The sequence below is a fragment of the Janthinobacterium goodfellowi genome, assembly GCF_051380695.1.
In the GTDB taxonomy this organism is placed as follows: domain Bacteria; phylum Pseudomonadota; class Gammaproteobacteria; order Burkholderiales; family Burkholderiaceae_D; genus Janthinobacterium.
The window spans coordinates 606,838-624,432 of record NZ_JBNYXN010000004.1 but is presented as its reverse complement, the minus strand read 5'-3'; the positions used below and the strand labels follow the sequence as shown (position 1 = coordinate 624,432).

General features: G+C 63.1%; 20 protein-coding genes. 6 read left to right on the top strand and 14 right to left on the bottom strand.

Features of this window, described 5'->3' with window-relative positions; translation table 11 throughout:
• Positions 1-158: 158 nt before the first annotated feature.
• On the top strand, positions 159-362 hold the full coding sequence (cspE, locus tag ACQ4WQ_RS18765) for a transcription antiterminator/RNA stability regulator CspE (protein WP_010395943.1): 204 nt from the start codon (positions 159-161) through the stop codon (positions 360-362).
• 95 nt (positions 363-457) lie between these two features.
• On the opposite strand, the gene icd is transcribed toward cspE, so the two are convergent.
• Positions 458-1,711, bottom strand: a complete 1,254-nt coding sequence (gene icd / locus ACQ4WQ_RS18760; RefSeq protein WP_046682579.1) for an NADP-dependent isocitrate dehydrogenase — start codon at positions 1,709-1,711, stop codon at positions 458-460.
• 289 nt (positions 1,712-2,000) lie between these two features.
• Between icd and ACQ4WQ_RS18755 the strand changes: the two genes are divergently transcribed.
• The 3 genes from ACQ4WQ_RS18755 to ACQ4WQ_RS18745 all read left to right on the top strand — a co-directional run bounded on the left by ACQ4WQ_RS18755 (position 2,001) and on the right by ACQ4WQ_RS18745 (position 3,529).
• Positions 2,001-2,564, top strand: a complete 564-nt coding sequence (locus ACQ4WQ_RS18755; RefSeq protein WP_326457620.1) for a pseudouridine synthase — start codon at positions 2,001-2,003, stop codon at positions 2,562-2,564.
• A 111-nt stretch (positions 2,565-2,675) separates the two neighbouring features.
• A complete protein-coding gene (locus ACQ4WQ_RS18750; RefSeq protein WP_326457621.1) occupies positions 2,676-2,945 on the top strand; it encodes a hypothetical protein in 270 nt (89 codons plus the stop codon).
• Positions 2,946-3,076: 131 nt separating this feature from the next.
• Positions 3,077-3,529 (top strand): DUF192 domain-containing protein, encoded by a 453-nt coding sequence (locus ACQ4WQ_RS18745; protein WP_436499109.1) that lies wholly within the window; start codon positions 3,077-3,079, stop codon positions 3,527-3,529.
• Between the two features lie 174 nt (positions 3,530-3,703).
• Here the strand turns inward: ACQ4WQ_RS18745 and rpsT are convergent, their stop codons facing one another.
• On the bottom strand, positions 3,704-3,970 hold the full coding sequence (gene rpsT / locus ACQ4WQ_RS18740) for a 30S ribosomal protein S20 (protein WP_010395935.1): 267 nt from the start codon (positions 3,968-3,970) through the stop codon (positions 3,704-3,706).
• Positions 3,971-4,267: 297 nt separating this feature from the next.
• Here rpsT and murJ point away from each other — a divergent pair, with 297 nt between their 5' ends.
• Positions 4,268-5,815, top strand: coding sequence for a murein biosynthesis integral membrane protein MurJ (gene murJ, locus ACQ4WQ_RS18735; protein ID WP_436499107.1), 1,548 nt, complete (start codon positions 4,268-4,270; stop codon positions 5,813-5,815).
• Positions 5,816-6,166: 351 nt separating this feature from the next.
• Here murJ and ACQ4WQ_RS18730 read toward each other — a convergent pair whose 3' ends face one another.
• The 12 genes from ACQ4WQ_RS18730 to gspG form a co-directional block, all read right to left on the bottom strand.
• Positions 6,167-6,664, bottom strand: coding sequence for an FxDxF family PEP-CTERM protein (locus ACQ4WQ_RS18730; RefSeq protein WP_326457286.1), 498 nt, complete (start codon positions 6,662-6,664; stop codon positions 6,167-6,169).
• 241 nt (positions 6,665-6,905) lie between these two features.
• Entirely contained in the window at positions 6,906-7,556 is a 651-nt protein-coding gene (locus ACQ4WQ_RS18725; RefSeq protein WP_436499105.1) for a type II secretion system protein, read from the bottom strand.
• Positions 7,557-7,561: 5 nt separating this feature from the next.
• Complete coding sequence (locus ACQ4WQ_RS18720; RefSeq protein ID WP_326457288.1) at positions 7,562-7,954, bottom strand: type II secretion system protein; 393 nt, start codon at positions 7,952-7,954, stop codon at positions 7,562-7,564.
• A 3-nt stretch (positions 7,955-7,957) separates the two neighbouring features.
• The gene (locus tag ACQ4WQ_RS18715; RefSeq protein WP_436499103.1) at positions 7,958-8,449 is read right to left on the bottom strand and encodes a type II secretion system protein; all 492 of its coding nucleotides are present in this window, start codon (positions 8,447-8,449) and stop codon (positions 7,958-7,960) included.
• Entirely contained in the window at positions 8,446-10,479 is a 2,034-nt protein-coding gene (locus ACQ4WQ_RS18710) for a secretin GspD/PilQ domain-containing protein (protein WP_436499176.1), read from the bottom strand. Before ACQ4WQ_RS18710 ends, ACQ4WQ_RS18715 begins: the two co-directional genes overlap by 4 nt.
• Entirely contained in the window at positions 10,479-11,006 is a 528-nt protein-coding gene (locus ACQ4WQ_RS18705; protein WP_436499101.1) for a hypothetical protein, read from the bottom strand. The genes ACQ4WQ_RS18710 and ACQ4WQ_RS18705 overlap by 1 nt, the downstream gene beginning before the upstream one ends.
• Positions 11,003-11,575: a hypothetical protein gene (locus ACQ4WQ_RS18700; protein WP_436499099.1), complete on the bottom strand. Its 573-nt coding sequence runs from the start codon at positions 11,573-11,575 to the stop codon at positions 11,003-11,005. Before ACQ4WQ_RS18700 ends, ACQ4WQ_RS18705 begins: the two co-directional genes overlap by 4 nt.
• A complete protein-coding gene (locus tag ACQ4WQ_RS18695; protein ID WP_436499097.1) occupies positions 11,572-12,120 on the bottom strand; it encodes a ubiquitin family protein in 549 nt (182 codons plus the stop codon). The genes ACQ4WQ_RS18700 and ACQ4WQ_RS18695 overlap by 4 nt, the downstream gene beginning before the upstream one ends.
• Positions 12,117-12,968 carry a hypothetical protein gene (locus tag ACQ4WQ_RS18690; RefSeq protein ID WP_436499095.1) on the bottom strand — a complete coding sequence of 284 codons (852 nt, stop codon included), beginning with the start codon at positions 12,966-12,968 and terminating at the stop codon, positions 12,117-12,119. The genes ACQ4WQ_RS18695 and ACQ4WQ_RS18690 overlap by 4 nt, the downstream gene beginning before the upstream one ends.
• Positions 12,961-14,655 carry a GspE/PulE family protein gene (locus ACQ4WQ_RS18685; protein ID WP_436499174.1) on the bottom strand — a complete coding sequence of 565 codons (1,695 nt, stop codon included), beginning with the start codon at positions 14,653-14,655 and terminating at the stop codon, positions 12,961-12,963. The genes ACQ4WQ_RS18690 and ACQ4WQ_RS18685 overlap by 8 nt, the downstream gene beginning before the upstream one ends.
• The gene (locus ACQ4WQ_RS18680) at positions 14,655-15,860 is read right to left on the bottom strand and encodes a type II secretion system F family protein (protein ID WP_436499093.1); all 1,206 of its coding nucleotides are present in this window, start codon (positions 15,858-15,860) and stop codon (positions 14,655-14,657) included. Before ACQ4WQ_RS18680 ends, ACQ4WQ_RS18685 begins: the two co-directional genes overlap by 1 nt.
• A gap of 35 nt (positions 15,861-15,895) precedes the next feature.
• A complete protein-coding gene (gspG, locus tag ACQ4WQ_RS18675) occupies positions 15,896-16,339 on the bottom strand; it encodes a type II secretion system major pseudopilin GspG (protein WP_034782166.1) in 444 nt (147 codons plus the stop codon).
• Positions 16,340-16,802: 463 nt separating this feature from the next.
• On the opposite strand from gspG, the gene ACQ4WQ_RS18670 reads away from it, so the two are divergent.
• Positions 16,803-17,561 carry an NF038120 family PEP-CTERM protein gene (locus ACQ4WQ_RS18670; RefSeq protein WP_436499091.1) on the top strand — a complete coding sequence of 253 codons (759 nt, stop codon included), beginning with the start codon at positions 16,803-16,805 and terminating at the stop codon, positions 17,559-17,561.
• The last annotated feature ends 34 nt before the right edge of the window (positions 17,562-17,595 follow it).

Genomic DNA, 17,595 nt, shown 5'->3' with positions numbered 1-17,595 from the left:
GGAAAAGCGCTTGACTTCATTATTTATTCCGCCAACAATGCTGTATCGACTGTTGCAGTAATGTACAGCTTGATAAGAAGTGAGACGTCGAGGAGGGGGCAAGAAGCTTCTTGCTTTTATGGCTCGTGTGATTTGTTTTAATTTTGAAAGTTCTTTTTATGGCAACAGGTACAGTTAAGTGGTTCAATGATTCCAAAGGTTTTGGCTTCATCACTCCAGATGATGGCGGCGAAGATTTGTTTGCTCATTTCTCCGCAATCAACATGAACGGTTTCAAGACCCTCAAAGAAGGTCAAAAAGTTCAATTCGAAGTCACGCAAGGCCCTAAAGGCAAGCAAGCTTCCAACATCCAAGCAGCCTAAGCATCGCCGGCCCTCAGATGTGAAAAACCCCGTTTCCTTGAAGCGGGGTTTTTTTTCGTCCGCAGGGTGCGCGGCACCCTGCCCCGCCCCTGCTATTACATGTGCTCGATCATCACTTCGCCAAAGCCGGAGCAAGACACTTGCGTGGCGCCTTCCATCAGGCGGGCGAAATCGTAGGTGACGCGCTTCGACGCGATCGATTTTTGCATCGAAGAAATCACCAGGTCGGCCGCTTCCAGCCAGCCCATGTGGCGCAGCATCATTTCCGCCGACAAAATCAAGGAACCGGGGTTCACATAATCCTTGCCCGCGTACTTCGGCGCCGTGCCGTGCGTCGCCTCGAACATGGCGACGGAATCGGACAGGTTGGCGCCCGGCGCGATGCCGATGCCGCCCACTTGTGCCGCCAGCGCGTCGGAAATGTAATCGCCGTTCAGATTCAAGGTGGCGATGACGCTGTATTCGGCCGGACGCAGCAAGATCTGTTGCAGGAACGCGTCAGCGATGGAATCCTTGACGATGATGTCGCGGCCCGTCTTCGGATTCTTGAACTTGCACCATGGACCGCCATCGATCAACTCGGCGCCGAATTCCTTTTGCGCCAGCGCATACGCCCAGTCGCGGAAGCCGCCTTCCGTGTATTTCATGATGTTGCCTTTGTGCACGATCGTCACGGAAGGCTTGTCATTGTCGATCGCGTACTGGATGGCCTTGCGCACGAGGCGCTCCGTGCCTTCGATGGAGACGGGCTTGATGCCCAGGCCCGAGGTGGCCGGGAAGCGGATTTTCGTCACGCCCATTTCATTGACGAGGAAATCCATCAATTTCTTGGCTTCCGGCGAGCCTTGCTGGTATTCGATGCCGGCATAGATGTCTTCCGAATTTTCGCGGAAAATCACCATGTCCGTCTTTTCCGGCTCTTTCACGGGCGATGGCACGCCCGTAAAATAGCGCACGGGACGCAGGCAGACGTACAGATCGAGCTGCTGGCGCAGCGCCACGTTCAGCGAGCGGATGCCGCCGCCCACGGGGGTCGTCAGCGGGCCCTTGATGGAGACCACGTAATCTTTCAGCACTTCCAAGGTTTCTTCCGGCAGCCACACATCGGGGCCGTACACATTCGTCGATTTCTCGCCCGCGTAGATTTCCATCCAGCTGATCTTGCGCGCGCCGCCGTAGGCCTTGGCCACGGCCGCGTCGATCACCTTGATCATGACCGGGCTGATATCGATGCCCGTGCCATCGCCTTCGATGAAGGGAACGATGGGATTATCTGGTACATTCAGCGAAAAATCGGCGTTGACGGTGATTTTTTGGCCGTCAGCAGGTACAGTGATATGTTGATACATCGTGATCTCCGAAGTGGGACACACCGCTGGCGGGCAACACGGGCCGGCGACGCGCTCTGCGGTTGCAGAGTTTACAAAAACAAGTCCGAACAGGGCGGCAATAACGCACTTTAGCAGGGAAAGAACAGCCGGGCCATCCGCGGCGCCAAAGAACCTCGTTGCCATACCGCCCAAAGTCTTCTATAAGACATAAGACTAACGTTTCACATTATGCACCAGTATCTTACAGGGCGCCACGCTTTTGCGGCGCCGACCAGCAGCCACCCTCGTTTGCATCAATTTATCCAGCATGCCACTCATTCTCTTCAATAAACCATTCCAGGTCCTGTGCCAGTTTTCGCCGCAGGACGGCCGCGCCACCCTGGCCGACCACATCACGATTCCCGGCATCTATCCGGCCGGCCGACTCGACGCCGACAGCGAAGGCTTGCTGCTGCTGACGGACGACGGCCGCCTGCAGCACGAGATCAGCCACCCGGACCGCAAGGAAGCGAAAACCTACCTGGTGCAGGTCGATGGCGTGCCCGATGCAGCCAGCCTGGCGCGCCTGCAGGCGCCGCTGGACCTGGGCGACTTCATCACCAAGCCGTGCAAGGCCGTGCGCATCGCCGAGCCGGACTGGCTGTGGCCCCGCAATCCGCCCATCCGCGCGCGCGCCGACAAGCCGACCTCATGGCTGGCGATCACCTTGAAAGAAGGAAAAAACCGGCAAGTGCGGCGCATGACGGCGGCCGTCGGCCTGCCCACCCTGCGCCTGGTGCGCAGCGCCATCGGCCCGTTCTCGCTGGCCAGCCATCCGCTGATGCCCGGCGAATGGTGCGAAGTGCCGGCCGAGAACATTGGAAAAACGTGAACAGGGCAAAAAAAAACGGCGCCGGCACCGTCATTTTTCCAATAAGCATTATTTATTTTTAGATAATATATTAAAATCATCGGACCTTCACATGACGGAAAAGGAAAGATGATGACTAAAGTAATATTCACCCTGGCCGCTTCCCTGCTTGCCGGCGCCGCACTGGCCCAGTCGGGCGCTCAGGTGCACGCCTCCGCCGCGACCGACGCCGCCAAGCCCGTGCCGCCGGCGTCGGCCTCCGTCAGCGCATCGGCGGCGACGGACGCGGCCCGTTCCGGCGCATCGACCAAGGCATCGGCCGCAACCGATGCACCGCGCGTGATTCCCCAGGCGCGCAAGACGAAGCAGCCGGCAGCTGAAGCAGGCAAGCCGGTGAAGTAAGCGCCGTTCCCGGGGTGACGGCAGCAACCATGTTGCTGTAACCCCACGCTTTCGATGCGGCCGGGCCGCATGCTTGACCAGGCGGCTGCCAGCATGGCTTAATCGCCGCTTCGCAGCCACCATCCCGTCCCATGAAAAACTCCCTACGCCGTCTCGGCCTGTCCATCGCCCTGCTGTCTTGCATCAGCATGACCCAGGCGCAAACACCGCAAGGCAAGAGCGTGCAACTGTCGGCCGGCATGCATTTGATCCAGGCGGAAGTGGCCGCCACGGAAGAGCAGCGCGAACAGGGCTTGATGTACCGTGAAAAGATGCCGGCGAATGCGGGCATGCTGTTTGTCTTTGGCAACCCGTCAACGCAATGCATGTGGATGAAGAACACGCCGCTGCCCCTGTCGGTGGCTTTTATCGATGCCAGCGGCAAGATCGTCAACATCGAAGACATGCAGCCGCACACGCTCGACAGCCATTGCTCCACGAAGACCGTGCCCGTGCGCTATGCGCTGGAAATGAACCTGGGCTGGTTCAAGCAAAAGAATATCAAGCCGGGCATGAGCATCGGCAACTTGCCGGCGCTGCGCTAGACCGTGGCGGCCGGCAGCAAGGCGCTGCCGGAAACCGTCGCCGCAGTTGCGCGGAAAAGCACGCGCGCACGCGAAAAAACCCGCCAGAACGAATCTGCGGGTTTTTGCTTTTCAACCAGTGCCAGCGTACCGGCACAGGCAAGGCCACCGTGGTGGCTTGCCTGCTGGCGAATATTAAGCGGACAGTGCTTTCAAAGCAGCTGCCAGACGGCTCTTATGGCGAGCTGCCTTGTTTTTGTGGATGATCTTCTTGTCAGCGATACGGTCGATGGTCGACACGGATGCTTGGAAGATTGCAGCAGCAGCTGCCTTGTCGCCGCCCTGGATCGCTTTGCGAGCAGCTTTGATAGCCGTGCGCAAGGTCGAACGTTGGGACGAATTGTGTGCGTTTTGCTTAACTGCTTGACGAGCGCGTTTGCGCGCTTGTGCGGTATTTGCCATGGAATTTCCTAAAACAGGGTCAAAGTGCGTTTGCAAACATTAGTGTTTGCCAACCGGTGCGTTCTGTGCGTCTGCCGAACCATGTGTGCCAAACCAGTGCCTGTCAAACATTAGTGTCTGCGTAACAGAATTCTGTACAGCCTTCGATTATAGCGATATTTTCAAGCGGGGGCAAATCAAAAAACCGGGTGTGACGCCAAAAACACCTGAAATTGGGACTGGCAAGGGCGAATCGGCAGCAATTGTTACCATATTTTAAGCGTTTAACGGTAGCGCGCCCGGCTATAATCTGCCCCCATGAACTTGCTTAAAACCCTCGCCGCCATTTCCAGCATGACCATGCTGTCCCGTGTAACCGGATTATTGCGCGAAAGCCTGTTCGCGCGCGCCTTTGGCGCCGGCGCCTACACGGACGCCTTCATTGTTGCCTTCCGCATCCCCAACCTGTTGCGCCGATTGTTTGCCGAGGGCGCGTTCTCGCAAGCGTTCGTGCCGATCTTGTCTGAATACAAGAACCAGCATGGCCAGGAAGCGAGCAAGCAATTGGCCGACCATGTGGCCACCACGCTCGTCTGGGCCACCCTGCTCGTCTCGGCCATCGGCATCGTCGGTGCGCCGTGGTTCGTCTACGTGATCGCCACGGGCCTGTCCAAGGACCCGGGCGCCTTCGACGCCGCCGTGTGGATGACGCGGCTGATGTTCCCTTATATTACTTGCATGTCGTTCGTGGCCCTGGCCGGCGGCATCTTGAATACCTGGCGCGAATTCAAGATTCCCGCGTTCACGCCGGTGCTGCTGAATTTGTCCTTTATCGCCGCCTCGCTGTTCCTCGCGCCATACCTGAAACAGCCGATCTACGCCATGGCCATCGCCGTGTTCGCCGGCGGCCTGCTTCAGGTGGCCATCCAGATTCCCGCGCTGATCAAGATCGGCATGCTGCCGCGGCTGTCGATCAATCCCGCCATCGGCCTGTCGGACGGCGGCGTGCGCCGCGTGCTGAAGAAGATGGGCCCGGCCGTGTTCGCCGTCTCGGCGGCGCAGATCAGCCTGATGATCAATACCAGCATCGCCTCGCGCCTGGCAGAAGGCAGCATTTCCTGGCTGTCGTATGCGGACCGCCTGATGGAATTCCCCACCGCCATGCTGGGCGTGGCCCTGGGCACCATCTTGCTGCCCAGCCTGTCGAAAGCGAACGTGGACGGCGACAAGACGGAATACTCGGCCCTGCTGGACTGGGGCTTGCGCCTGACTTTTCTGCTGGCCTTGCCCGCCGCCGTCGGCATGGCGACCCTGTCCACGCCGCTGATCGCCACCCTCTTCCACTACGGCAAGTTCACGGCCGAATCCGTGACCATGTCGACGCAGCCGCTGGTGGCCTACAGCCTGGGCTTGATCGGCATCATCCTGGTGAAAACCCTGGCGCCCGCCTTCTATGCGCGCCAGGACATCCGCACGCCCGTGAAAATCGCCATCGGCGTGCTGATCGCCACTCAGCTGATGAATCTGCTGTTCGTGCCCTACATCGCCGTGGCCGGCCTGGCCCTGTCGATCGGCCTGGGCGCCTGCCTGAACGCCACTTTTCTCTACTGGGGCTTGCGCAAGCGCGGCATCTACCAGCCGAAACCGGGCTGGGCCAAATTCTTCGCGCGCCTGCTGCCGGCACTCGTCGTGATGGGCGGCGTGGCATATGTGGGCGCCATGCGCATCGACTGGATCGCCATGCAAGCCCATCCGCTGCTACGGGCCGGCGCGCTGGCCCTGGTGGTGGCCCTGTGCGGCGTGGCGTACTTTGCCACCTTGTTCCTCGTTGGCTTCCGCTTCCGCGACTTCAAGCGCCACGCTTGACAAGCTGCGCAGGACGTTGTTGCCGGCGTCTCGCCGTACTAGCGTACTGTCTTCGACTTGGCGCCTAGTCCTGCGCAGCTTGTCCAGATTGCGCAGGACGTTGTTGTCGGCGTCTTGCCGTACTAGCGTACTGTCTTCGACTTGGCGCCTAGTCCTGCGCAGCTTGTCCGGATTGCGCAGGACGTTGTTGCCGGCGTCTCGCCGTATTGGCGTACTGTCTTCGACTTGGCGCCTCGTCCTGCGCAGCTTGTCCGGATTACGCAGGACGTTGTTGCCGGCGTCTTGCCTTGTGCAAATGATGCAGACGAAAAAAAACCCGCCGAAGCGGGTTTTTTTCATTGCAGCGCAAGCTTAAGCAACTTTCTTGGCGCGGCGGCGTGCCACGGCGCCAACCAGCGCCAGGCCGCCCAGCAGCATGCCGTAGGTTTCTGGCTCTGGCACTGGCAGTGCCGAGACGGAACCCAGGTACGCTGCATTTTTCAGGCCCGTCAGGCCCGTCACGTGCACCGTGTACGAACCGGCGGCCAGCTGGCCATCCCAGCTCAGGCTCTGGATACCAGCGGCGCTGGTGTTGGTCAGGTTGCCGTAACCGAGCAAGGTTGCCGAGAAATCCTTGATCGCGCCTTCGACCACGGAGAACGTTTGCAGTGCGCCAAACGACGTCGACGATGGGGTGACCAGCTTGAAGGTCCAGAAATCGTCAACTGCTGAGTTAGCGGCAAACTTGGTGGTGATGGCCGACAGGGTATCGGAACCGGTTGGATCCAGGATGCCCAGGTCGTAGGTTGCTGCCGACGCGCTGAACGATGCTGCTGCCAGAATGCCTGCAGCGATAAATTTCAATTTCATAGCTTATCCCTTAAAAAGTAATTTATGGCTGCAATGCGCAGGCCACCAATAGTTTTAGTACCGGAAGTACTGAACAGGATGGTAGCATAATTGCATCAAATTACTTATAAATATTTTATCGAAGTTTCATCTAGGATAAGTATTTTCGAAATGAACTATTTGCCACTATCTATGAATTTCTGGAGAAAAATAGTTATCGGCGCATACATCTATTTTTTCCCATGTTTGACAGGGAAAGCACCTACTCGGCAGTGTTTTCGGCGGCATTTTGCGCTTCAGGCTGCTCATCTGGCTCTGGCGGCGCTTGTTCTTGCGGTGGGGTAACAGGGCGAGAAAACAACGGTGGTGCCGGCAAAGCGGGGGCGACGGCCGGCGTGCCGCCTTCCGGCATGCCCGAGGCCGCAGCAGCCTGGGGGGCTTGCCCTCGGGCGTCGACCATAAAGTGCCACTCCGAAAAATGGGCCTTGCCGTCGAAGCCGGCAAAACGGGCCTCGAAATTGCCGACTTTCAATGGCGCTGCCTTCGACAGGCTGTGCACGCCAATGATGCCGTTGCTGCCGGGCTGGTACAACAAGCCCCACTCGGCACGCCCCGTGATGGGATCGACAAACAGCTTGCGCAGATGCCGGCGCAACTGGGGCGTACGGGGGTCGCGCAGCAAGGCGGCCAAGGTCGGCGGCTGTTGCGGCTGGCCCGGCGGCGTGGCGGCCGCATAGCTGTAGAGCGCATCTGAAAACTGCGCACCGATGTCGAGCAGTTCCTGCTCGGCCGCCTGGCGCTGCAGCAAGGAACCCATCTTCAGGCCAGCCGCCCCTGCCAGGCCCAGGATGGCCACCAGGATGATCAGGCCCAGGTAAGTAAAACCGCGCTGGCGGCGCGCAGAACGGTACATGGCCGCTACCAGTCGGCGAACGGCGTGCCGCTGCGGTCCTTGCCGGGCGCGCCGCTTTTCACGTCATACACCTGGCCCGGCGTGTCGTCGGGCGGCGGCACGATCAGCCAGCTGCTGTCGCTGTCCGTGATGGGATCGATGGGCATGGCGCGCAGGTATTTCTTTTCCACCAGTTGCTCCAGCGAATCGGGATAGCGCCCCGTATCGCCGTGAAATTGGTCGATGGTCGTGCGCAGGTTGCGCAAGTTGTCGGCCAATACGGTTTCCTTGGCCTTGTCGAGGCTGGGAAAGTAGCGCGGCACGGCCAGGGTCAGGAGCAGCGCCACGATACCGAGCACCACCAGCAGTTCGATCAGGGTAAAGCCGCGCGCGCGGCGCGGGGCGTTTTCAGCGGGCATGGTTCACCATAGACGGTAAGGCACGTTGTTCAAACCGGTCTTGCCGGACGTGGAATACACATCGTAGACATCGTCGCCCTCGCGCGGCTCGGCCGCTTCGCTGGCGTAGCTGCGCTTGCCCCAGGTTTGCGCATCGCTCAGGGCAGCCTCCGCGTTGAACGGGTCGCGCGGCACGCGGCGCAAAAAGAACATCTTGCTGCGCTTCGGGTTGCGCTGGTCCGGCACGCCCTCGACCAGCACTTCCAGGCTTTTCGGGTAGCCGCTGGCGTCGGTCGCACGCAGGATGCGGCCTTCGTCGCCAGCCCGCTTATACGCGTCGAGCCCCTGGCGGATCTCGCGCAGCGCACGCCGCAATTCCTGCTCCTGGCGCCGCTGCACCGTCACCTGCGTGACGGGGATCACCAGGGTAGCCAGCACGCCCAGGATGGCCAGGGTCACCAGCAGTTCGATCAGGGTGAAGCCGCCCTGCCGCCCCTGCGCGCGCGCCACGCTCATTTGACGGGCGGCGGCACCACCGGCACCGGCTGGCTCGACGACAGGGGCAAGGGCGCCGCCTGCAGCGGCACGGGCTGGCCGGACGATATCGGCAGGGGCGACGCGGCCGGCTCGGGCGACGGCGCCACCTCCGGCGCGGGCACCGTCTGCGGCTGCAGCGGCGCCGGCAGCTGTCCGGGCGTCATCATCGGCTGCGGCGGCGCCGGCTGCATGCCGACGGCGGACGGGCCGGAACGCACGATGACCGTGCCCGGCATCTGCGTGGGCGCCTTGGCCGCCATGTCGGGACGGCGGCGGAAGCTGCCTTCCGTACCGGCCGAGAATTCCGACTCCTTCGCTTCCGGACGCTGCACGGTGCGCACCAGGTGCGGCGTGATCGACAGCACGATTTCCGTCTTCTGGCTGTCGTCCTTGCTGCTGCCGAACAGGCGTCCCAGCACGGGGATGTCGCCCAGGCCCGGCACCTTGTTGCCCGAGCTGCGCTCCTCATTGTTGATCAGCCCGGCCAGCACCTGGTTTTCGCCATCCTTCAATTGCAGCATGGTCGAGGCCTGGCGCGTGCCGATCTGGTACAGGGTCGAGCCGCTCCGGGTGGTGGTGGCCGCCCCCAGGTTGCTCACTTCCAGCGAAATGCGGATGCCCACTTCATTGTTCAAATAGATGGTCGGCTCGGCATTCACCGTCAAGCCCACGTCCAGGTAGCTGATCGACTCGGAAGCGAAGCCGCCCGTGCCCGGCGAAATCGTGGTGGTCACCACGGGCACCCTGTCGCCGATGACGAACTTCGCCTTTTCCCGGTTGCGCACGCGGATGCGCGGATTGGCCAGGATATTCGCGTCGCCATCCGTCTTCTTGGCATTCGCCGTCACGGACAGGTCGCTCACGCCGATGGTGCGCTGGTTCAGGTTATTCAAGTCGTTGATGGTCAGCCCCGCGCCGCCCGAGGTGGAAAGTGGCGTCAGGGTCAGGCTCGATGGCCAGGCCACGCCCAGTTCCAGCAGGCGGCTGCGCTTGACTTCGAGGATTTCCAGCTCCAGCACCACTTCCGCCTCCGGCACGTCCTGCAGCGCGATCAGGCGCTCGGCCAGGCGGATCGCCTCGGGCGTGTCGCGCACGATGACGAGGTTGAGCTTTTCATCGGCCACCACGTCGCGCGTCTTCAAGATGGTCTTGAGCGTGTTGGCCACCTGCTTGGCATCCGCATTCGCCAGGAAGAAGGTTTTCACCAGCACCTCCTGGTATTCCTTCAATTTCGCCGCCACGTTCGGGTAGATCAGGATCGTGTTCGCATCCATCACCTGCTGCTCCAGCTGGTTCGTCACCAGCAGGAAGTACACGGCCGATTCCACCGTGCTGTTTTTCAGGAAGATCGAGGTTTTCGCATCCGCCTTGACGTCCTTGTCGAAGACGAAATTGAGTCCCGAGCGGCGCGCGATCAGCTCGAACACCTGTTTTAACGGCGCGTCGCGAAACTCGATGGTGATCGGCTGCTTGTACGATTTGGCCAGGCCCGATTCGACGATGGGCGGCGCCGTTTTTTCATCGACCTCGCGCAGCAGCGCGCGCGCGCCGGCGTGACTCGGCTGCTCGGTGAGGATGGCGTTCAGGCGCTGGCGCGCGGGGTCGTAGCGCTTGGCGTCGATATCCTTCTGCGCTTCGGCCAGCAGCTTGCCCTGGCGCTGCTCGCGTTCGAGCGCGCGCAAGCCGCTGCTGGCCCGCTCGTTCTGCGCATCGATTTCCAGCACGCTCAGGAAAGAGGCGCGCGCCAGGTCGCCCTGCCCCGCCTGCGCCTGGCGCTCGGCTTGCTGCAAGCGGCTGCTGGTCGCCCGTTCGCGCGCCTGCAGATACGCGCTGCGGTACTGCGCGTTGCCGGGGTCTTGCTGCAGCGCTTCCTGCAGCTTTTGCAGACCGGCCGGGATCTGATCTTGCGCAATCAGCTCGCGCCCGTCGCGGTACGCCTGCTGCCCGGCGCAGCCGGACAGCAGCACCAGCAGCGCCAGCAACGGCGCCGATGAAAAGGAACGAGACATCAATCGAATACTCCAATGTTGAGCTGCTGAACCTGGTTCAACGGCAGATAGGTGAGCGTCATGACGGGCGGCGCGATCGTCACGACCTTGTAGGCGCCATCGATGACGGTATTGGCGCGCACGATATACGTCTTGTCGGCGCGCGACAAAAACACTTCCCAGGCGCCGTCGGCGGCCGCCTTGCCCAGGTAGACGAAGGGCAGCGGCGGCGCCATCGGCGGCGGGGGCGGCGGCGGGGCGACGGCCACCACCTTGGGCGGCGGCGGATTCCAGTTCTGGCTCTGGAAGACAGCGCCGGCGCCGCCAAAGGTGTCGCCATCCTCGCCCGCCACTTCGCTGCGCGGCAGCAGGGCCAGGATGGCCGGTTGCGCGGCTGGCGGCCTGGCGGCCGCATGGCGCGCGGGCGCAGGCGCGACGGCCCGCTCCACGGCTTCCGCCACGCTGGATACGGGCTGGCGCTCGCCGAACAGCAGCAAGGCGCCCGCGCCCAGCAAGCCGGCCAGCATGAGCCAATGGCGCGGCGTCATGGTGTTTCTCCCGCATCGCCAGGCGTATCGGTCAGATAGAAGGTCAGGCGCAGGCGCGCCTCGAGTTGCGTATCGGCGATCTGCTCGCGGCGAAAACTCAGTTCGTCGAGCGAGGCGAAGGGGACGGCGCGCAGCGCTTGCAGCGCGAACTGCCATACGGCCGCATAACTGCCCTTCAGCGGCAAGGTCACCTGCCAGGTGGCGACCCTGCTGGCCTTGTCGTAGCCGCTCTTGTATTCACCCTGCGCCAGCAGCAAGCCGTTTTTCGCGGCCAGGTCGAACAGCTGCTTGACCTGCTGCTCCGCGTGGCGCTGCTGCCCCAGGACGGCATAAAAGCGCGCCAGGTTCTCGTTGGCCGTCGCCGGCGGCGCCAAGGCCGCCACGGCCAGCGATGGCTGCGGCAAGGGCCGCGCTTCCAGCCGCGCCGCCACGGCGCGCTGCTGCCAGGCCCACATCCAGGCGGCGGTCCCCAGCGCGAGCAGAACCACGGCCAGGCAGGCGGGCGCCCCCATGCGGCGCAGCAGCAGTTGCGCGCGCAGGCGCACGGTGTTGATGTCGATGGCCATCATGGCGTACCCCAGCGCGCTTCGAGCTGGAAGCGCAAGGGTTTGTTCGGATCGAGCGCGTTGATTTCATGGCGCAGCAGCTGCACGCGGGAGCCGAACAGTTCCTGCTGCTTCAATTGCGCGATATAAGCCACCATGGCGTCGCTGCCGGTCGTTTCGGCCGTGATTTTCAGCACGCGCTTGCGCGCGTCCGGCTCCAGCGCCAGCAGCGCGATGGCGGGCGGCGTGGCGCTGGCCAGCGCATCCTGCAGGTCGCGCCACGGCAGGTTCAATTGCAGGATGGCCGCATTCACGGCCGCCGCCTGCGCGGGCGCGATCGGCACTTGCGCCACCGGCGCCGGCCCTTGCGCGGCTTGCGCGACGCGCTGCTGGGCACGGAGCCAGCGTGCCTCGCTTGCCTGCTGGCGCTGCAGCGCATCGCTGCCGGCCCACACTGCCGTGGCGATCAAAGCCACGCCCAGCACCGCCGCGATCCATGCCCAGGCGGGCACGCGGTGCAGGCTGCGGCGCCAAGTTGGCGGCGCGAAATCGATATCGAGGCGCGTCATGCCACGCCTCCGCTGCGCGCCAGCCGACCGGCCGGCGACAGGGCGCCTTCCCCGTCCGGCGCGGAAAAAACCTGGCAGCCAAACTCTTTCGCCTGTATCAGCCATGCGGGCGGCGGCGCGCCGCACAGCTGCAGCAGCGCCGGTGCGGGCACGCCTTGCAGCAGCGCTTCGCGCGCCAGCGTCTGCGCCAGCCAGTCATGGCCGGCGCCAGGCGGCACGGGCAGCGCGCGCACGGCAAGCAGGCGGCCATCGTGCCGCACGCCGAGGGTCAAGGCGTTCTCCTGCAACTGGCCGAACCAGGCGCCCGGTTTCAAGGCGCCGTGCCAGCGGTTCCAGTGGCGCGCGAATTGCGGCGTAATAAAAATCAGGGCCAGCTTGCGTTCGGCCGCCACGCGCGTCAGCTGCGCCAGCAGCGCACGGGGCACGGCGCAGAAAAACGGCGCGCGCGCATCCCAGGTGCTGCTGCTGTGCCACAGGCCGGGAGGATCGCCATACAGCGACTGGAAGCGCAGCGCGGCGGCCGCCTCGATATCGGCCAGGCGAGCGGCGCCCTGCGGCAGATCCACCTGCCACAGGCGCACCAGAGCATCGTCGAGCACCACGGACAGCGGCCAGCCCGCGTATTGGCTGGCCGGCAGCAGCCGCTCCAGCAACTGCGCCAGCGCCTGGCCCAGGGCGGCAAAGTCGCCATGCAGGCCATGAGCGGCATCCGGCACATACGCGGCTTCGCCCAGCGGCGTCCAGGCGGGTGCGCGCCAGCGGCTGCTGCGCCACAGGCTCACCTTGCCTGCCGCCACGCCCAGGCGCAATGCCTGTCCCAATCTCAACTTCGCAAAACCGCTACGCATGCAGGGTGACCCTCTTGATTTCCGTGATGGTGGTGGCGCCCCGCTTGACCAGTTCCAGCGCCGCCAGGCGCAGGCTGCGCGTGCCGTTCGCATACGCGGCCGCCTTGATCTGGCGGATCGGTTTTTTATCGACGATCAGTTCGCGGATTTCATCGGTCAGCACGAGAATCTCGGCGATCGAGCGGCGCCCCTTGTAGCCCGTGCCGCGGCAGTCGCCGCAGCCCTTGCCCTGCTTGAATTCATAGCCCGCCACGTCGGCGCGCGCCAGACCCACGCTGGCCAGTTCAGCATCGTCCGGCGTGTAGCCGGTGGCGCAATGGGGGCAGTTGGTGCGGATCAGGCGCTGCGCCCAGATACCGTTCAGGGCCGAGACGAAGGCATACGGATCGATGCCCATGTGGGTAAAACGGCCGAACACGTCGAACACATTATTCGCATGCACGGTGGTGAGCACCAGATGGCCAGTGAGGGCCGACTGCACGGCGATTTCCGCCGTCTCGCGGTCGCGGATCTCGCCCACCATGATTTTATCGGGGTCGTGGCGCAGAATGGAGCGCAAGCCCTTGGCGAAGGTCAGCCCCTTCTTTTCATTCACCGGTATCTGCAAGATGCCGGGCAGCTGGTATTCGACGGGGTCTTCGATGGTGATGATCTTTTCGCGCCCGTTGTGGATCTCCGTCAGCGCCGCATACAGGGTCGTCGTCTTGCCCGAGCCCGTGGGGCCGGTGACGAGCAGCATGCCGTAGGCTTCCTGCGCCAGCGCGCGCAGGGCTTCCAGCGACGGCGCGTCAAAGCCCAGCGCTTCCAGGGTCAGGGCGCCGTAGGCCTCGATCATGGCGCGCTTGTCGAGGATGCGGATGACGGCGTCCTCGCCATGGATGCTGGGCATGATGGAGACGCGCAAATCGATTTCGCGACCGCCCGATTCGACGCGGAAGCTGCCGTCCTGCGGCACGCGGCGCTCGGCGATATCGAGTTCGGCCAGCACTTTCAGGCGCGAGATGATGTGCTCGGCCACCTCGATGCCGTTGACGGCCGTGGCATGATCGAGCACGCCGTCGACGCGGTACTTGACGGCCAGGCCGCCGGCCGTGCTTTCCAGGTGGATGTCCGAGGCGCCCGCCTTCAGCGCGTCGTATAAAGTCGAGTTGACCAGCTTGACGGCGGGGCTGGCCGCTTCCGACACGCTGGCGAACGACAGCACGGCGGCCGTCTTGCCGTCGCGCCGCGCGTCGTTCGCCGCGCCGGGCAGCAGGTTGTCGACGGCGCGCGCCGATTCTTCCTGCTTCGACAGGTAGGCGCCGATGTCGGCCTGCAGCGCCAGGCGCACGTTCAACACGCCCTGCCCCGCGCGCGCGCCGAGCCAGGTTTGCAGGTCGAGGTCGAACGGGTCGGCGATTACGCCCACCAGCTGGCCGTCGGCGGCGCGCAGCAGCACGCTGTGGCGCGCCAGCGCCTGCGACAGGGGCAGCACATCGAAAGCGGGAGCATAGGCCAGCATGTCGGCCGTTTCCAGCACGTCCAGGCCGAACGGGCGCGCCAGTGCGCGCACCACGGCGCGCGCCTCGATGCCGCTCAGCTGCTGCAATTCCTCGACCAGGCTGCGCTTCGATTGCCGGCTCAGGATGCGCGCGCGCTGCAGCAGCGCGGGGTCGATCGCCACGGTGGATTCGGCTGGGGAGGGCATCATGAAATATCGCCGGCAAGGTCAAAGATGGGCATGTACAGCAGGATCACGATGGCGCCCACGACCAGGCCGATGGCGGCCATCAGCAAGGGTTCGAAGGTGCGCGTAAACCGGTCGATCCAGCGGCTGATTTCACCGTCGTAAAAGGCCGCCGACTGCGTCAGCATGGGGCCCATGTCGCCCGTGCGCTCGCCCACGCGCAGCATGCGCAGCGAAATCGGCGTCGTCAGTTGATGCTGCTCGAAGGCGGAAGACAGGGGCTGGCCCGCCTCGATGGCCGCGCGCGCCTGCTGCAAGGATGCCTGCATGCCCGGCGAGACCATCGCTTGCACGGTGGAAATGGCTTGTACGATGGTAATGCCCCCTTCGGACAGCATGCCCAGGGTCAGGTACAGGCGCGACAGTTCATAGATGCGCACGCGCTCGCCGATGCCGGGCAGCTTCGCCAGCAGGCGCGCCACGCCGCCATGGCGAAGCACGCGCCGCACGGCAGTGAACACGACGCTGCCGGTGATCAGCAGCCCGAGCAACAGCAGCAGGCCATGCTCGGTGACGAACTGGCCCCAGCTGAGCATCACTTGCGACATCCACGGCAGATTGCGCCCGGCGCCCTGGTACACCTCGGCGAAACGGGGCACCACGTAGCTGATCAGGAAAGCGCTGACGCCGCCGCCCACGGCCAGCAAAATGGCGGGATAGATGGCGGCGCTGACGATTTTACTGCGCACCGTATCGATGCGCTGCTGGTAGTCGATGTAGCGCGACAGCGCGCGCGGCAAGTCGCTCGTGCCTTCGGCCGCCTTGACGATGCCGATATACAAGGGGGGAAACAGTTCCGCCTGCTCCGCCAGGGCGGCGGAAAAGCGCTTGCCTTCGCGCAAGCCCTCCAGCAGGCGCGTGAGCACGCTGCGCGTGGCCGGCGACGCTTCCTTTTCCAGCAAGGCTTCCAGCGCTTCGACGATGCCCAGGCCCGCCTGCAGCAGCGCCAGCAATTCCTGGCTGAACAGCAGCAGGGGCAAGGCCCGCGCGCGCTGGCGCCCGGCGGCGCTGAACGGCGTGGCGCGCAAGGGACGGATGGCGCTGACGAACAGGCCGCGGGCCTCGGCCTGGCGGCGCGCGTCCGCCTCGTCGCGGCCATCGATCACGCACGTCGTCAGGGCAGCAACGGCCTGGTCCGTGGAAAGCGCGCGTACTTCAAACTGCATGATGGATTGTCCGTAGGAAAAGAATGGCGCTGGCGCTATTGCGAGCTGATGTCGGCGTTTTCGCCGCTGCCGCCGGGCTGGCCATCCTTGCCCATCGAGACGATGTCGTACTCGCCCTTGCTGCCGGGCGCGCGGTATTGATAGGCATGGCCCCACGGATCGAGCGGCACGGCTTTTTTCAGGTAGGGGCCGTTCCAGCGCGTGCCGGCGGCGGGCGGCGCGGCCAGCAGCGCGGCCAGGCCTTCTTCCGTGGTGGGATAGCGGCCCACGTCGAGGCGGTAGGTATCGAGCGATTTTTCAAACGCCTCGATCTGCGCCTTGGCCACCGTCACTTCGGATTTGCCCAGCTGGGCGAAATACTTGGGGCCCACATAGGCCGCCAGCAAGCCGATGATCACGATCACGACCAACAGTTCGAGCAAGGTAAAGCCGCGCGCATGGCGCGTTGCCGCAAGGTTCTGCCTGTGTGCTGCATGCATCCGGTCACTCCTTATTGCCTACCTTCAATACATTGCGTCGCCGCGCGCAACGGATGGCCACGCACGGGCGACACGCGCTTGCCTGATGCTCACCAGCCTACCATGCCGGTTATGGTTAATACAATCTTTTCTTTGTACTGTGAACAACAAATCACCGAGGAAACGATCTGGCGCAATAAAGGAACGGTATGCGCTTGCACTCTTCGCGCACGTGTCAGGAATCAACTATTTTCGCGTAGGAAACTTGTAACTATCAGTATTCAAATCATAGTATTGCGTGAATTTTATTCATTCATTATTTGTAACTTTCAAATTAAATTTGAAAGAATATCAAACAATGAAATTGCCTATTTTGCTATAGTAAAAATCAATTTTCTGCGCATTGGTCTTATCCGGCCGCGCGGGAAAGAGCCTCCAAGACGCAAAACATATTGCATCCGACATAATCACCAAGGGAAAATTCATGACTCGTATTGTGCATTCGAAGGCAACTGCCGCAGCAAGTCCTTTCTCGGCCAAGCAGTGGACTGGCGCCGCCATCCTGGCCCTGTCCGCTGCCTGGGCTCCCGCCGCCATCGCGGACGTGATCAACTTTGACAACATCGACAGCCAGTTCGTCGGCCACGGCGACTCGCTGGAATTCGGCAAATTTCTGCTGACGGGTGCCTCGAATGCCGCCGGCGCCAATTATGGCGACCTGGTCGGCGCCGTGTTCGACGGCACGGACCCGGCCGCCTGCGGCATGGCGTGCCCGACCAACAATACGAGCAATTACTATGCATCGCTCAACGACGGCATCGTCTACCTGGACCCGCTGAAGACGGGCGGCAGTGTCAGCCTGCAGGGTTTCGACGCCAGCTTCATCGGCTACGCCCAGGGCGTCACCTATCCGGCCGTCGCCGGCCTGCTGCGCGTGCAAGGCTTCTACGCCAACGGTTCGTCCATCTACGAAACCTATCAGCTGGGCGGCCCCATCGGTGGCAACTTCCAGTTCCAACGTTACAACACCAGCGCCGGATTCGGCAGCCAGCAATTCGCCTCGCTGGCCTTCTTCGGTTTCACTTGCAACACGGCCGGCAGTTGCAACGCCTTCAGCAGCAACAAGGGCCAGTTTGCGCTCGACAACATCGTCGCCTCGGTACCGGAACCATCGACCTACGCGATGCTGCTGCTGGGCCTGGCAAGCATCGGTTTCGTGGCGCGCCGCCGCCGTCAAGCCTGATCCGCCCCGTCGATTCCCGCTACCGTTACCAGGA

Excerpts from the sequence above, each read along its gene's own strand:
- cspE (WP_010395943.1), top strand. The coding sequence starts at position 159 with ATGGCAACAGGTACAGTTAAGTGGTTCAATGATTCCAAAGGTTTTGGC.
- icd (WP_046682579.1), bottom strand. The coding sequence starts at position 1,711 with ATGTATCAACATATCACTGTACCTGCTGACGGCCAAAAAATCACCGTC.
- ACQ4WQ_RS18755 (WP_326457620.1), top strand. The coding sequence starts at position 2,001 with ATGCCACTCATTCTCTTCAATAAACCATTCCAGGTCCTGTGCCAGTTT.
- ACQ4WQ_RS18750 (WP_326457621.1), top strand. The coding sequence starts at position 2,676 with ATGACTAAAGTAATATTCACCCTGGCCGCTTCCCTGCTTGCCGGCGCC.
- ACQ4WQ_RS18745 (WP_436499109.1), top strand. The coding sequence starts at position 3,077 with ATGAAAAACTCCCTACGCCGTCTCGGCCTGTCCATCGCCCTGCTGTCT.
- rpsT (WP_010395935.1), bottom strand. The coding sequence starts at position 3,970 with ATGGCAAATACCGCACAAGCGCGCAAACGCGCTCGTCAAGCAGTTAAG.
- murJ (WP_436499107.1), top strand. The coding sequence starts at position 4,268 with ATGAACTTGCTTAAAACCCTCGCCGCCATTTCCAGCATGACCATGCTG.
- ACQ4WQ_RS18730 (WP_326457286.1), bottom strand. The coding sequence starts at position 6,664 with ATGAAATTGAAATTTATCGCTGCAGGCATTCTGGCAGCAGCATCGTTC.
- ACQ4WQ_RS18725 (WP_436499105.1), bottom strand. The coding sequence starts at position 7,556 with ATGTACCGTTCTGCGCGCCGCCAGCGCGGTTTTACTTACCTGGGCCTG.
- ACQ4WQ_RS18720 (WP_326457288.1), bottom strand. The coding sequence starts at position 7,954 with ATGCCCGCTGAAAACGCCCCGCGCCGCGCGCGCGGCTTTACCCTGATC.
- ACQ4WQ_RS18715 (WP_436499103.1), bottom strand. The coding sequence starts at position 8,449 with ATGAGCGTGGCGCGCGCGCAGGGGCGGCAGGGCGGCTTCACCCTGATC.
- ACQ4WQ_RS18710 (WP_436499176.1), bottom strand. The coding sequence starts at position 10,479 with ATGTCTCGTTCCTTTTCATCGGCGCCGTTGCTGGCGCTGCTGGTGCTG.
- ACQ4WQ_RS18705 (WP_436499101.1), bottom strand. The coding sequence starts at position 11,006 with ATGACGCCGCGCCATTGGCTCATGCTGGCCGGCTTGCTGGGCGCGGGC.
- ACQ4WQ_RS18700 (WP_436499099.1), bottom strand. The coding sequence starts at position 11,575 with ATGATGGCCATCGACATCAACACCGTGCGCCTGCGCGCGCAACTGCTG.
- ACQ4WQ_RS18695 (WP_436499097.1), bottom strand. The coding sequence starts at position 12,120 with ATGACGCGCCTCGATATCGATTTCGCGCCGCCAACTTGGCGCCGCAGC.
- ACQ4WQ_RS18690 (WP_436499095.1), bottom strand. The coding sequence starts at position 12,968 with ATGCGTAGCGGTTTTGCGAAGTTGAGATTGGGACAGGCATTGCGCCTG.
- ACQ4WQ_RS18685 (WP_436499174.1), bottom strand. The coding sequence starts at position 14,655 with ATGCCCTCCCCAGCCGAATCCACCGTGGCGATCGACCCCGCGCTGCTG.
- ACQ4WQ_RS18680 (WP_436499093.1), bottom strand. The coding sequence starts at position 15,860 with ATGCAGTTTGAAGTACGCGCGCTTTCCACGGACCAGGCCGTTGCTGCC.
- gspG (WP_034782166.1), bottom strand. The coding sequence starts at position 16,339 with ATGCATGCAGCACACAGGCAGAACCTTGCGGCAACGCGCCATGCGCGC.
- ACQ4WQ_RS18670 (WP_436499091.1), top strand. The coding sequence starts at position 16,803 with ATGACTCGTATTGTGCATTCGAAGGCAACTGCCGCAGCAAGTCCTTTC.